This window comes from Paenibacillus sp. NPDC055715, assembly GCF_053617595.1.
Genome location: NZ_JBSHGA010000001.1, coordinates 339,020 through 353,107, shown reverse-complemented (window position 1 = coordinate 353,107; position 14,088 = coordinate 339,020). Strand labels below are relative to the sequence as shown.

15 protein-coding genes are annotated in these 14,088 nt (G+C 40.3%); 14 read left to right on the top strand and 1 reads right to left on the bottom strand.

Annotated features, from left to right (window positions below; translation table 11 throughout):
- The first annotated feature begins 1,079 nt into the window (after positions 1 to 1,079).
- The 8 genes from ACWGOO_RS01550 to ACWGOO_RS01515 all read left to right on the top strand — a co-directional run bounded on the left by ACWGOO_RS01550 (position 1,080) and on the right by ACWGOO_RS01515 (position 5,793).
- The gene (locus ACWGOO_RS01550; RefSeq protein WP_452480906.1) at positions 1,080 to 1,910 is read left to right on the top strand and encodes a 4'-phosphopantetheinyl transferase family protein; all 831 of its coding nucleotides are present in this window, start codon (positions 1,080 to 1,082) and stop codon (positions 1,908 to 1,910) included.
- Between the two features lie 214 nt (positions 1,911 to 2,124).
- Positions 2,125 to 2,331 carry a hypothetical protein gene (locus ACWGOO_RS01545; RefSeq protein ID WP_452480904.1) on the top strand — a complete coding sequence of 69 codons (207 nt, stop codon included), beginning with the start codon at positions 2,125 to 2,127 and terminating at the stop codon, positions 2,329 to 2,331.
- A 26-nt stretch (positions 2,332 to 2,357) separates the two neighbouring features.
- Positions 2,358 to 3,047, top strand: coding sequence for an MBL fold metallo-hydrolase (locus ACWGOO_RS01540; RefSeq protein ID WP_452480902.1), 690 nt, complete (start codon positions 2,358 to 2,360; stop codon positions 3,045 to 3,047).
- 136 nt (positions 3,048 to 3,183) lie between these two features.
- A complete protein-coding gene (locus ACWGOO_RS01535; protein ID WP_452480900.1) occupies positions 3,184 to 3,444 on the top strand; it encodes a hypothetical protein in 261 nt (86 codons plus the stop codon).
- Positions 3,441 to 4,205 (top strand): enoyl-CoA hydratase/isomerase, encoded by a 765-nt coding sequence (locus tag ACWGOO_RS01530; protein ID WP_452480898.1) that lies wholly within the window; start codon positions 3,441 to 3,443, stop codon positions 4,203 to 4,205. Before ACWGOO_RS01535 ends, ACWGOO_RS01530 begins: the two co-directional genes overlap by 4 nt.
- A 327-nt stretch (positions 4,206 to 4,532) precedes the next feature.
- Positions 4,533 to 5,036, top strand: a complete 504-nt coding sequence (locus tag ACWGOO_RS01525) for an acyltransferase domain-containing protein (protein WP_452480896.1) — start codon at positions 4,533 to 4,535, stop codon at positions 5,034 to 5,036.
- A gap of 75 nt (positions 5,037 to 5,111) precedes the next feature.
- Entirely contained in the window at positions 5,112 to 5,399 is a 288-nt protein-coding gene (locus tag ACWGOO_RS01520; RefSeq protein ID WP_452480895.1) for a hypothetical protein, read from the top strand.
- 73 nt (positions 5,400 to 5,472) lie between these two features.
- Positions 5,473 to 5,793, top strand: a complete 321-nt coding sequence (locus ACWGOO_RS01515) for a hypothetical protein (RefSeq protein WP_452480893.1) — start codon at positions 5,473 to 5,475, stop codon at positions 5,791 to 5,793.
- Between the two features lie 437 nt (positions 5,794 to 6,230).
- On the opposite strand, the gene loaP is transcribed toward ACWGOO_RS01515, so the two are convergent.
- Complete coding sequence (gene loaP, locus ACWGOO_RS01510; protein ID WP_452480891.1) at positions 6,231 to 6,809, bottom strand: antiterminator LoaP; 579 nt, start codon at positions 6,807 to 6,809, stop codon at positions 6,231 to 6,233.
- Positions 6,810 to 7,258: 449 nt separating this feature from the next.
- Between loaP and fabD the strand changes: the two genes are divergently transcribed.
- The 6 genes from fabD (at position 7,259) to ACWGOO_RS01480 (ending at position 14,072) form a co-directional block, all read left to right on the top strand.
- Positions 7,259 to 9,538: an ACP S-malonyltransferase gene (gene fabD / locus ACWGOO_RS01505; protein ID WP_452480889.1), complete on the top strand. Its 2,280-nt coding sequence runs from the start codon at positions 7,259 to 7,261 to the stop codon at positions 9,536 to 9,538.
- Between the two features lie 85 nt (positions 9,539 to 9,623).
- Complete coding sequence (locus ACWGOO_RS01500) at positions 9,624 to 9,881, top strand: acyl carrier protein (protein WP_452480887.1); 258 nt, start codon at positions 9,624 to 9,626, stop codon at positions 9,879 to 9,881.
- Positions 9,878 to 11,176, top strand: a complete 1,299-nt coding sequence (locus tag ACWGOO_RS01495; protein ID WP_452480885.1) for a beta-ketoacyl synthase N-terminal-like domain-containing protein — start codon at positions 9,878 to 9,880, stop codon at positions 11,174 to 11,176. The genes ACWGOO_RS01500 and ACWGOO_RS01495 overlap by 4 nt, the downstream gene beginning before the upstream one ends.
- Positions 11,173 to 12,405 carry a hydroxymethylglutaryl-CoA synthase family protein gene (locus ACWGOO_RS01490; protein WP_452480883.1) on the top strand — a complete coding sequence of 411 codons (1,233 nt, stop codon included), beginning with the start codon at positions 11,173 to 11,175 and terminating at the stop codon, positions 12,403 to 12,405. Before ACWGOO_RS01495 ends, ACWGOO_RS01490 begins: the two co-directional genes overlap by 4 nt.
- 66 nt (positions 12,406 to 12,471) lie before the next feature.
- A complete protein-coding gene (locus tag ACWGOO_RS01485) occupies positions 12,472 to 13,236 on the top strand; it encodes a polyketide synthase (RefSeq protein WP_452480881.1) in 765 nt (254 codons plus the stop codon).
- A gap of 14 nt (positions 13,237 to 13,250) precedes the next feature.
- Positions 13,251 to 14,072 (top strand): class I SAM-dependent methyltransferase, encoded by an 822-nt coding sequence (locus ACWGOO_RS01480; RefSeq protein WP_452480879.1) that lies wholly within the window; start codon positions 13,251 to 13,253, stop codon positions 14,070 to 14,072.
- Positions 14,073 to 14,088: the final 16 nt, after the last annotated feature.

Below are 14,088 nucleotides of genomic sequence, written 5' to 3'. Positions count from 1 at the left end.
TGAAACTCACTGACAATGGCGTGTACTGTCAGCCCGCTAACATATTGAGAAATGTAGCCCCTTTCATAGAGAAGTCGTATGCCGCTCCATGTGAATACGGAGCAACGTACACCAACCATTGAGAGTCGCGGGGAAAAGTTCGAATTAACTGATAGCGCCACGTGGTCTGTCCATATCGGCGAGTACACGGACGCCGTAGCCTTCTACAATCACTTCCAGAAATTTTGAGTTCATTGTCATTAATATGACTGACACCAACAAGGGGAATCGACAAAAAAAGTTTTTTTACGACTGATTGTGTCGAATTTTGTAGGAAATAAATGGTTGATTAATGCCGATTCGTGTGGTATTTTTACTAATAATGACTTTAATTTTCAGGAAGAAATGATATTGTGTGATTAAAAGTAATGCGGTGATTGTCTTATCTACTATCAAGATGGTCAGTGTGCGAACAAGGTGATTTCATGAATCGCGCGCCTGTTCGTAGCACGTTGAAAACAATACGTAATTGATAGCAAGAAATTGTGAATTATCATCAATGTCATTGGACAAACGCGACAGTCGAGAGCGACATAACCAGATTAAGGCTTACCAACTCCGTTATTACTTCACACGACACTATGGTCGCTACAAAAGTAGGAATTCACCTTTAATGTAATCGTCATCGGATGTCAAACTAATTGTCAAGTAATGATTCAATACAAAATTAGAGTCTTTCCAAACGATGCCACGGTACGTTGGTATGAACTCTAACGACATAAATTGCTAACAGAGAGTGTGCATGTAATGCAGATGACTGGGCGAAGCTGTATTCTCGGTTAATGTGCTACAAGTATCAACAAGCCGATCTTCGAAAATAAAGAAAGTGAACAGACTTTAGAGTATATAAGATATGAGTCAGCCTGTCGAGAAACCCGACTTTTAAGGGATGGGTTTCTCTTTTGTATGTTCAGATGTAAGTAATATCTTTGAAAAATGATGATCATTCTCGTCTTTCTAGACGGGTCTGGTGTGAGAACTAGACCACCTACAATTCTTTGCTAAATGACTTGAATGGAGAGACATCTTGAAAGATATAGATGTCTTTGAATCACACCAGGGATGTAGCCTATTTATTTTCAAAGAGAATGGAGAGATTGCTTATAATACATCTTGCAGAGGGATTATCTCTAAGAGAGAAAGATGGCAAGGATGCTTACTCTATTTATCTGGGAGCTTGCCGGTTATCTTCAAAAGAAAGTTATTCTCATCTTCTGTCCTATTTGCATCATGATGAGAATTCTTCTCTTAAGACCTTTATTTCGGAGAAAAGGATTCGTAGCTATTTGCTGGGAAGAATTGCAGCAAAAAGTGCAGTTTCATCCATGACAGGAATGTATGACTGGGAGAAGATCGGGATCCAAAATGGTGTATTCAAACAACCTGTTCTAATAGGTCCCATCTTTTCGAGCATACAAGTTAGCATTACGCATTGTAATGAGTTTGGAATAGCTGTTGCCTTTCCGGCTGGTGTCATTTTGGGGATTGATCTTGAATGGATCATCCGTGACAGTTTGCCTCTTGTAGTACTGGAAAGTTGTACTGAGCATGAGAAGCAACTGATATTGGGATTTGCAGAGGATAAATATCCTTTGGCAAGTTGTATGATATGGACGCTGAAAGAATCATTGTCGAAGGCATTGAAAACAGGATTTACACAGTCCTTAGACATTTTGGAGGTTCAAAAAATAGAGCCTTTGAAAGTAGGTTTTCGTAGCATTTACACCTATTTTCCACAATTTCAGTCATTAACCTTTTCTATTCAAGACTATCTATGCTCTATGACCTACCCCAAGCATCTCATTATCGATACTGATTTTTCACGAATCCGCAATCATCTGGAAATGTTGCTGATTACTCGGGGGGGTTAATTAGTAAACATAAATTTTTAGGAATATTCAAGGTTGAGATTAGGAATTTATACCATATACGAAGGGGTGTCAATTTTATCCTACCAAGTTGTTTGGCGATTTGAGTTCCAACTCTGTGGAACCTGTGGCAAATGTCATAATAATAAATGTCATAATAATAAATGTCATAATAATATTAGAAGCGTTATCTTTAGAAACCCGTTACTCAGGCATCATGAATAACCTGGAATTGCTCCGGAAAATCGATGAGTCGGTGCCGATGGAGCAGCTGTATAAAGCGGATACCCATCAGAGCTATTCCGCGTTCCAACTACAGGAGTATCAACACGAGCGCATCCCGATGAGCGACCCCATAAAATTCCGTAAGCTACCACGTGCTGGGGGTGCGGAATGTGAGTATTCAATTATCGGAGTCTTATAATATGGAAGAAATGGATGATGCTCTTTATGAAAAACTGCAACTTGGCTGACTTCTTTGAAGTATATCCACTCCGAATGCAGTTCAGCTTTTTTATTAACTATACCTATGTCATCGTTGAGCCCCTAACCGGAAAGGCAGTCGTGGTTGATCCGGCATGGGAATTGGTCAAACTGACCTCAAAGCTTGAAGCTTTGGGTATATCTCTGGGGGCAATATTGCTGACACATGCTCATCATGACCATATAAATCTTGTGGGACCACTAGTAGATCTTACAGAGCCTGATGTGTATATGTCTCAGAAAGAAATCGATACTTCTGGATTCAGATGTCGAAAATTGCATGGCTTGGTCGATGGTGATGTTCTTAACATCCATAATATAGTTATTAGTGCTATTCTAACACCCGGACATACTGCTGGAAGCATGTGTTTTTTGATGGAAAACAACTTATTTACTGGTGACACCCTTTTTATTGAAGGGTGTGGGGCGTGTCAGTCACCGGATAGTTCTCCAGAGGAATTGTTCGTCAGTATCCAGAAACTAAAAACGCAGATAGATGATCGAACACGCGTATTTCCCGGTCATTCATATGGACAGACAATTGGGCAACAGATGCATATTTTGCTGCAAAATAATATTTACATGCAGTTGGAACGCAATCATTTTATCAACTTTAGAATGAGGAAGAATCAACCCAGTTTCTTTGGCTTCCAATAAGAAGAAAATAGATGTTTTTCCTGTCAATATCTGATTTACTGTGACTTATCAGCGTTCAGCGTGAGGATCTCCATCATACGAGGAGATCCTTTTGGCATTAATGTACAGTCATTTATAGGAGAAGGGAAGGCAAAATATGATATTTTTTGAAATTGAAGCCATGAAAGTTTTTGGAGGAACAGTCAATTTGGATGAGGATACGAACGGGTATTACAGTTGTAAGGTCATAGACACATGTCGTCCCATGTCTGAGCGCTTTCAGCTAACCATTGAGGAATACGAGGATTTCCTGATTGACATTATACCTGTAGTAGCATTGAGAGTAAGTCAGGATAATCAGCGTCAGGTACTGATGGAAATCCGTGAATCTCATCGGGATCACCGGTGGCTTTCATGACAACGTATCAAACGATAAAGGTCAGATTCCAGCAGGAGGTATGCTTCCTGCAAATTTATCGGCCAGAGGTGAACAATACTATAAATGACCTTCTGGTTGAGGAATGCCACCATTTACTGGATCAATACGAGGATAACATCACTATATTTGTGCTCGAAGGGCTACCTGAAGTGTTTTGTTATGGTGCTGATTTTCAGGAGTTGCACGACAGGATGAACAGTGGTCGACATTACGAGTGTAATCCTGGACGCCTTTTCGATTTGTGGCTTCGTCTTGTTGCAGGACCTTATATTACAATTGCGCATGTAAGAGGAAAGGTGAATGCTGGCGGGATAGGTTTTGTGGCAGCTTCCGATATTGTCATTGCTGAACGTTCGGCAACGTTCAGCTTGTCAGAGCTGCTATTCGGGGTTTTTCCCTCAGTGGTGCTTCCGTTCCTTATTCGGCGGATCGGAGCAACAAGAGCCAACTATTTGACACTAATGACACAGGCGATTACGGCTGAAAGGGCTTACTCCTGGGGGTTGGCCGATGCGTTCCATGAAGATAGTCAGACACTGCTTCGTAAGCACCTGCTTCGTCTCAGACCGTTGTCTAAAAGAGGAATAGCCCGCTACAAGAGTTACATTCAGACAATTAGTTCCCTAATACAGGTAAAGGAGTGTGCTATAAATGCGAACAGGGAGATGTTCTCTGATCCTCAGAATCTTTTAGGTATACATCGTTACATCGAAACAGGCGAATTTCCATGGGAGGAATAAAGGTAATTTTGATGATTTATGACAATCTCTCGAACCAGAGATTTTTCTGTGGCCATTAAAGAGGGGGGGGGGGTGGAAATTCCTTTTCTGATGTATTAATTAGCGGGTCATTTCAGGCTTCGACTGAATTGCTGCTTTTATGAGTTACAAGGTCGTTATTCAACGAGATACGGGTTGTTTAACTACAGAGTGAAATCGATGATTAGGTGTGGTGAAGTTATGAGAGAGCCAATCATTTTTATGTTTTCGGGACAAGGTTCGCAATATTTTCATATGGGAAGGGAATTGTATGAACAGGATTCCGTGTTTAATGACAATATATGCTAGTTGGATTCAATATTTCAAACGCGCACAGGTAAATCAGTAATTAAGTATATATACGATGATCATCGCTTAAAAAGCGATGATTTTAGTGATTTGTTCTACACTCATCCGTCGATTTTTATGGTTGAAGTTGCTTTGGCTCGAATGATGGTATCAAAAGGAATACGCCCTTATGCAGTAATAGGTTCAAGCCTGGGGGAATATGCGGCTGGGGTCGTAGCTGATGTTTGGCGTCCTGAAGACGCGCTGGATGCTTTGATTGAACAAGTCGACTTGTTCAAAAAGTTTAGTCAACGAGGGGGCATGATGGTGATCTTGGCACGGCCTCCTCTATATGATGAGGATGCTATTCTTCATCATCATGCCGAGATTGCTGCAATTAACAATGAATCTCATTTTGTGATATCTTCCAATCAAGAGGGCCTAGACACAGTGGAGCGATACCTTTCCTTACAACGAATTACTTATCTCAGGCTTCCTGTGAAAGTTCCATTCCGAATATATTGAATTGGCGGGCGAAGCGATTCAAGAGCGATTAGAACAAATAACCTATAAAGCACCATCTATACCTTTTTTTCATCTGTGACTGGAGAAAATAAGGATTACTTAACGGCTGCATACTTCTGGGAGGTGTTGCGATATCAGATTCATTTTGGTGAAGCTTTAACAGTTGCGGCCGCTAATGGGGCAATTTCAGTTGATTTAGGTCCTTCAAATACGCTTGCCAATTTAGCCAAAGCTCATTTTAGACAACGTACTGATGTGTCTATATTTAGTATTCTTTCCCCATACAGCAATAATGCCAAAGTGTTAGAAAGTGTATATGCCAAGTTAAGAAATGAATCAAACAAATACGGAGGGGACTATTAAGTTGACTTCCCTTCTTTTTTATATTTTTTTGAAAATTCATGAAAATACATCAAGCTTTGAAGAGGTGATATGTATGAATAATCAAAGAGAATCATTTTCAAATGGTATTGAGATTGCAGTTAAGCGGAGGCTAAATTGCGAAGAAGAAGTGCATTTTTTAGTCATTTGTGAGCGAGGAGAAATACAAAAAGTAATTTATCTACAAGATAAAATTATACAAAATGAGGAAATGACTTTAAAATCGCTTTTGCAATGTTTTGAAAATATCCCGGTTGATGATTTGTGTGAGGAATATTTTATTCAACTCTTGTCACGCAATAAAACTTTACAGGAGATAGGAGAACGATTGGCAGGAAAAATTCTAACTGCATATTACAATCGATACTACACTTAACAATGGACGCGTATTCATTACTAGGCCACTGCGAGCGCAGTACCATCTTCCGATCGCTGTTATCCCCAGATTTTTTGAATCCCCTTTTTCAAAGGGGAATCCGGTGATAAAGGCGAACGCTTCGCTTCTTCAGATTGGTTCTGCCTCTCTGTTAACGTATGGATGTTTTCTGCTGTTTGTATAAAATATGAAGTGCGACACCTGTTGGAAATAAATAAAAAAAGCCCCATGGTCAGATTTGTGTAGAATGAAAGTTCCTACACCCGCATTCACACAAGGAGAATCCGCCATGAGCTATGCCCATCTAAGTATAATCGAACGCAGTAAGTTAGAAATCCTTCTTCGACAGGGAATGGGCGCAGGAAAGCTTGCATCTCACAGATAAGTGTACTCAAGAACAAGCCGCTGTCATTGAAGAGAAGCTCCAGTCGATCTGGTCATGTCATTGGGGGGACAATATTAATACCAACATCAATCACTCTTTCCGTATCCAGAATATTGAGTGAAATTTTAGCCCTTTTTTTTCGTTTGTCAATTTTTTTTATTATGTGTTCCATCCCTCTTAGAGGGCCGGATTGAACGAAAACCTTGGAACCTTCCACTGAAATTCCAGAATAACCAATTGTGTCATTGTCGAGCAATTTAAGGATTATAAGCATCTCCTCATCGGGAACAGATTTAAAAAAATCTTCCTCGATGCTGTCTTTTTCTGCAGAGGGCGAATTCATTTTGGAGGAGTCACAAATTCTGTCTTTAAGATTTAGATAATTCAATATGTTATATACATTTGGGGACATTTTAATTTCGTAGTAATTTTCAAAGGTCATATGAGTTTTTATGAATAGATATCCAGGAAACAAGAGCTTAACTGAAGAATATATTTTTCCATTTTTCTTTTCAGGTACAATCCGTTTTGGAATTAAACATTGCAGAACGCTGTGTTCAAACTTGTTCTCTAAAAATAATTTAGCGACATATTCTTCTCCTGTTTTAACATGGACAACATACCATTTCAAAATAATCACCCCTATTTAGTATGATATTAAAGTAATTAAATTACTTTAAAGGGATATTGCTACATCTAGTATACCATATCAAAGAGAATGGTGCTGATTTATGGATTATATAAAAATTTTTACAAGTACATGGCGACAAGAAGATATTTCTTGTCTTGATAGAGCCGTTTTACTAAGAGGAATTACAATTTAGGAAATAGGCATTGGGTAAATACAGATTATTAAATCTTTTAAAGTATTCAACATTATGTATCTTTTTATAGTATTCTTAAAAAAAATCCATTTTGTTTAATCGGTGTTTAGACATGTTGGATATAAGGTTGGTCAGAGTTTATCATAAATGTAGTGTATAAGAAGCTTACAGACGACCTGGAGAAGGTGTGTCGGTGTACGCTTCTTTTTATTGATTAATTTGTACTACACCTTAAATATAGAAGGGACAGATACAAATGAGTGTATATATTTTTCCTGGTCAGGGTTCTCAACATAAAGGCATGGGAGGCGATCTATTTGACCATTATAGAGAACTGACCACCAAAGCAGATCATCTATTAGGGTATTCAATCAAGGAACTTTGTTTGTTGGATCCTAACCATAATTTAGGGAATACCCAGTTCACCCAAGTCGCCCTCTATGTTGTATCAGCGTTTAGTTATTACAAAAAGTTAGAGCAAATGAATCAACGTCCTGATTATGTGGCCGGTCATAGCTTGGGAGAATATAATGCACTGCTTGCTGCGGGTGCATTTGACTTTGAGACTGGTTTAAAGCTGGTCAAAAAACGTGGAGAATTGATGAGCCAAGTACCTGTCGGCGGAATGGCAGCAGTGATTGGTTTGAATATTGAACAAGTACAGAATATCCTGAACTCCTATAATTTAGAAGGGCTGGATATTGCCAATCATAATGCCCCTGTTCAAGTCGTTATATCGGGCGCCAAGACAGATATTGAAGCAGCTCAGAGCATTTTTGAAAAAGCGGGAGCCAGCATGTATATACCACTTAATGTAAGCGGTGCTTTTCATTCACGTTATATGCGTGATGCCCAACAGCAATTTGAACAGTATATTGCCAGGTTTGATTTTTCAAACCTTTCAATTCCTGTTATATCCAATGTAACGGCATTACCATATCGGAATGAAGATGTCAGCAGCAATTTAGTTAGACAAATTGTAAGCACTGTGAAGTGGAGAGATAGCATCCTCTATTTGCTGGATATTGGTGAAGAGGAATTTATAGAGGTAGGTCCAGGCAACGTGTTAACTAAATTGGTTAGCTACATACGTAGGGGAGAAAGGAGCGCTTCTAATCCGAGAATGCTGGATGATTACCATAAAGATGTACAAAGAGAATTTAATGGAAATAAATCTAAAGCAGGCTGCGTATCGTTGCAGACTCTTGGAGATGAACAATTTAAACAGGATTATGGAGTTAAATACGCATATGTTACCGGTGCAATGTATCGCGGAATCGCTTCTGAGAATTTGGTCATCCAGGTTGGCAAGGCAGGAATGATGGCTTTCTTTGGAGCGGGGGGGCTAAGTCTGGACAGGATTGAAGATGCCATAAAAAAAATCCAGCATGCGCTTAATCATGGAGAGGCGTACGGAATGAACCTTCTTCATAATCCATCGGACCCTTCTAAAGAGGAACAAACGGTAGCCTTATATTTAAAATATGGGATACGTAACATAGAAGCGTCTGCCTTCTTGGGAGTTACTCCGGCGTTAGTTCTATATCGAGCCAAGGGATTAAAGGAATCATCGGATAGAAGAATCACCATTCACAATAAAATTATAGCAAAATTATCAAGGCCGGAGGTTGCTGAAGCTTTTCTGAAACCAGCTCCCGAGCGCCTGATCAATAAGTTGATTGAGAAAAATCAAATAACATCATCCGAGGCAGAACTGCTAAGCAGAGTACCCATGGCCGATGATCTGTGCGTAGAAGCAGATTCGGGGGGGCATACAGATTCGGGTGTGGCGTATGCATTAATGCCAGTATTCACTGGGCTTCGTGATCAGATGACCCAAAAATATGGTTATCAAAAAAAGATCAGAATTGGAGCTGCAGGAGGCATTGGTACACCAGCTGCTGCCGCTGCCGCCTTCATGCTTGGTGCAGATTTCATAGTAACCGGATCTATCAATCAATGTACGGTAGAAGCCAATACAAGCGATGTAGTAAAAGATTTGTTGCAGCAGGCTAATGTTCAAGATACGGAGTATGCACCAGCAGGTGATATGTTTGAGATTGGCGCAAAGGTACAAGTATTGAAGAAGGGGCTGCTTTTCCCCATAAGAGCAAATAAACTTTATCAGTTCTACAAGCAATACAATTCGATTGAAGAGATAGATGAGAAGAACAGAAGGATGCTACAGGAAAAGTATTTTAATCGTACATTTGAAGAAGTCTATCAGGAAGTAAAGAATCACCAGCCTCTACATGAAATTGAAAAGGTTGAGAACAATCCAAAGCATAAAATGGCTTTAATATTCAAGTGGTATTTTGGTCGTTCAACTCATTTGGCAATGAACGGCGACGAGGATTACAAAGTTGATTTTCAGATTCATTGTGGACCTGCATTAGGTTCATTTAATCAATGGGTCAGGGGCACAGAACTGGAGAACTGGAGGATGCGGCATGTGGATCGAATTGGCATAAAACTTATGATTGAAACTGCAGAGTTTATTAACCGACGCGTAGCTGTGTTTCAAAATGGGGGTTGATTTTCAAATTAAGGCAAATATTTAGATGAGTATTTACATTATATTCTGGCAGTGAAATATGCAATAAAAATAGGAGGTTATCTAATTGTCAAAAGATGAGATTTTTCAGTTGATGAAAGTAAAAATTATAGAACTGATTCCTGAAATATCGGAAGAATTAATCAGACCAGAGGAAAGTCTAAAACAACTTGGTGCTAATTCAATTGATCGCATGGAAGTTATTGTAAGCACTATGCAAGATCTTAAGATTAAAGTTCCTCTTTTGGAAACGACTCAAGCGCTTAACATAGGCGATCTGGTTGACTTGTTTAATAAATATAAACAGGAGAAATCCCTGTTATGAGAATGGAAGGCCATCGGGTAGTTATCACAGGTATGGGCACCCACAATTCTATCGGGAGAAATTTGGACGAGTTCCGAGGTTCATTGATTGAAGGTAGAACCGGAATTGATTATATTCATGATGCTGATGAACATCCTTCTAGTGTTAATTTAGGGGCCCTTATTCGTGATTTTGACTTTGAGTCAGCTATCAGAGCGCTTCAAACTAGTGTAGCGCTAGATGAATCCGTTGCAGAGCAGGCGGTGCGTTATGCCCGAAGACTACCATATACTGTACGTGCCACAATGATTCCTGCCATAGAAGCATGGGCACATGCCCAGTTGTGCAATAAAAACAACATTTCTTCAGAGCGCTTTAGCATGATTGTGTCTGGACACAATCTGACAAGGCGTTTTCAATATGAATCTTATCAGCAATATCAGAAGGATCCGGATTACTTGTCGCCGAGTTATGCTCTTCATTTTATGGATACAGATTTCGTAGGGGTTTTAAGTGAATTTTTCCGAATTCAAGGAGAAGGGATGACGGTTGGCGGGGCTTCAGCCAGCGGCAATGTAGGTATCATCAAAGGATATCAACTCGTGCAGTCTGGTCTTACGGATGCCTGTATGGTGGTGGGGCCGTTAACTGAACTGCTGCCTATGGATTTGCAAGGATTTTATAATGTAGGAGCCATGGGTGGGAAAAAATTTGATAAACAACCAAAGATGGTGTGTCGACCTTTTGATTTGGATCATGAAGGATTTATTTATGGTCAGGCGGCAGGATGTCTGATTTTGGAAAGCCTGGACTCAGCTCTAAAAAGGGAGGCTCCCATAAGGGCTGAGCTTCTGGGCGGTTCAATTGTACTTGACGGAAATAGATTTTCGAACCCAAGCGTAGAAGGTGAAACCAGAGCCATGATGTTAGCCTTGGAACGTGCGAAGGTTGATGCCCATGAAGTGGATTACCTCAATGCCCATGGTTCTTCTTCGCCACTTGGCGATACAACGGAGGTCAAGGCAATCCGGAATGTGTTTAAAGAACACGTCCCGAACCTGTGGATTAACTCGACGAAAAGCCTGATAGGACATTGCTTGTACTCGGCAGGTGTGGTTGAGGCTATTGCAACAATTATTCAAATTCATGAAGGATTTGTTCACCCCAATCTGAATCTTAATCATGCCATCGATAATGAATGCAAGTTCGTCGGTTCCTCATATGTCAATGCCAATATTGATATTGCCGCGAGTAATTCGTTTGGGTTCGGGGGCTTTAACACAAGCATAATATTAAAAAAGGTGGTTTCAGAGTGAATGTAGGAATTGAAAAGATAAATTTTTATGGTGGATCATCCTGTATTAACGTCCGGGATATTTTTAGTGCCAGAAATCTTGACATTAGCAGATCGGCAAACTTGATGATGGACATAAAATCAGTCGGACTCCCTTGTGAGGATTCCGTAACCAATGGAGTAAATGCTGCTAAGCCCATAGTGGATCAATTGAGCGAGAGTGACAAACAGCGGATTGAAATGGTCATTACCTCCAGTGAGTCGGGAGTTGATTTTGGTAAATCACTAAGTACCTATATCCACGATTACCTTGGGTTGAGTCGCCATTGCAGACTTTTCGAAGTCAAGCAGGCTTGTTATGGAGGAACGGCAGCTCTGCAAATGGCGGCGACCTATATTGCTTCTGGTGTATCTCCAGGTGCCAAAGTCCTTGTTATTGCAACAGATGTTGCTCGCACAGCAGCTAAAAGAACGTATGCTGAGCCCACTCAGGCTACAGGAGCCATAGCAATGCTGTTGAGCAATAATTGCGAGATTATGGAGCTGGATCTGGGAGCAAACGGGCTTTATAGCTACGAAGTTATGGATACGTGCAGGCCCTTGCCTGATGTGGAAACAGGAGATCCTGATCTATCCTTGTTATCCTACTTAGATTGCCTGGATAACAGTTTTCAAAATTATTGCAACAAGGTAGAGGATGCAGATTTCTATCATACTTTTGATTATTTGGCGTTTCATACTCCGTTTCCTGGGATGGTGAAGGGGGCGCATCGTAAAATGATGCGAGACCTGTCCGATTTTAATACCCAGGAAATAGATTCTGATTTCGAAAAAAGACTCTCTCCAGCGCTTCATTATTGTTCTCAGGTAGGAAACATCTATTCCGCTACGTTGTATATGGGATTATGCAGTTTAATTGATAATGCGGAGCTAGGCCAATTTAACAGGATTGGCTTGTTTTCTTATGGCTCGGGATGTTCCTCAGAGTTTTTTAGTGGCATCGTGAGGCGGCATTCCAAAGTAGTGTTGAGAGAGATGCGGATTCAACAAAAACTATCCGAACGATATAAGCTGAACATGGAGGAATATGAACATATTATTGATTTGAATACGGAGTGGATGTTTGGTATTAAGAATAAATCGGTTAACTTTTCATCATTTTCCCGGATTTATGAACATTTCTTTGCAGGTCGTGGATTGTTGGTACTCAAGGGAGTAAATGAATATCATCGGGAATATGGCTGGAGTTAGAATGACTCGGAGCATAACCGTATTGGATGGCAACATGAAGTCAAATTTCAGAGAGAGGTGCGCTTCATGAATAAAGTCATTACATTCACTCAGCAAGGGCCAATAGGGTTCGTGGCTATGGAAGACAAGGAACACAGGAATACTTTTACAGACAGATTTATTTATGAGCTAAAAGAAATGTTTATGCAAATTGCGCGCCAACCTTCCCTGAAAGTAATAATTGTACATGGGTTCGATAACTATTTCTGTTGCGGGGGAACAAAGGATGAATTAATAGGACTTAGCGAAGCGATTTCCAGAAATAAAGACGAGGCTCGCGTACTGGATGTATTAAATTTTTTTGATACGTTTCTTCGGTGTGAAATCCCCGTTATCGCTGCCATGCAGGGACACGCCATAGGCGGCGGTTTGGCACTGGGATGCTTCGCTGATTTGTTAGTGATGGGTGAAGAAAGTATATACAATTCCATTTTTATGAAATATGGTTTTACACCTGGAATGGGAGCAACGTATATCATACCAAAAAAACTGGGCGAAGCCCTTGGAAATGAAATGTTATACACCGCTCAAAACTACTATGGAAGTGAATTAAAAGAAAGAGGAGCTCCGGTGAAGATCGTCAAAAAGCAGTACGTACTGCAAGTGGCGATGGATATGGCATTGGAGCTTGCGGATAAACCTTTACTGACGCTTAAAGCGCTCAAGGCACATTTAAACCGTGGTATCAAAGAGGAGCTTCAAGATGTCATCGCAAGAGAAAATGACATGCACCGGCTGACCTTTGGGCAACCCGAGGTGCTCCATAGAATTTATAACGGATTCGGGAACTAAAGGAGGAGAAAAGTATGGATTCCGTCTACGAAAAAGTAGGAAGAACGGCATTTGTAATTTGTGAATGGCGAGCGGAAGAAAGCGAGCATGCTGCTCCGCTTTTTTTTGATAATATATCGAATATATTCCTTAATAACGAAACTGAGAGAGCAGCGTCATTAATATCCAAATTTTCCCCTTCGACACGATTTTTAGTGCGTTATCGTACACGTTACTTCGACGACAAAATATTAGAGAAAATCAAACAGGGCGTCCGGCAATTCGTCATTCTCGGTTCAGGTCTTGATACACGTCCTATTCGGCTTGCCCATAAGGATGTTAAGTTCTATGAGGTTGAGCAGGCGCATGTGTTGGAATTTAAAGCTCGGCAATTTCAAAAGTACGGATATGCTCAAAATAGCGTTTTTGTTCCTTATGAATATACGAGCGTTGATTTTATAGACAAGTTGGTGGAGCTGGGATTTGAACCTTCGCTGGAAACATTCTTTTTATGGGAGGGAAATATATTTTATTTGAAATACGATAACATTCTCTATGTACTGGAATGCCTGAAGCGGGGTATACCTAAGTTTGAGCTTGCTTTTGATTATTTAACCGAAAAACTGATTACGCGTTCTACCGGATTTGAGCGGTCTAATGAGTTGTTGAACGGGTTCAGTCAGATCGGCGCACCATGGAATACCGGGTTTAATGATATAACGAAATTGGCGAAAGAAGTGGGCTTAGGCGTTAAGGAAAATTTCTTGATTGCGCATTATGCGAATAAAATCGGCATGGATTTTCATGTGGATGCCCAATTATTCGACGACTATTACATCTCTATTTTTAATCAATAATTCCGTTAAGAGGTGA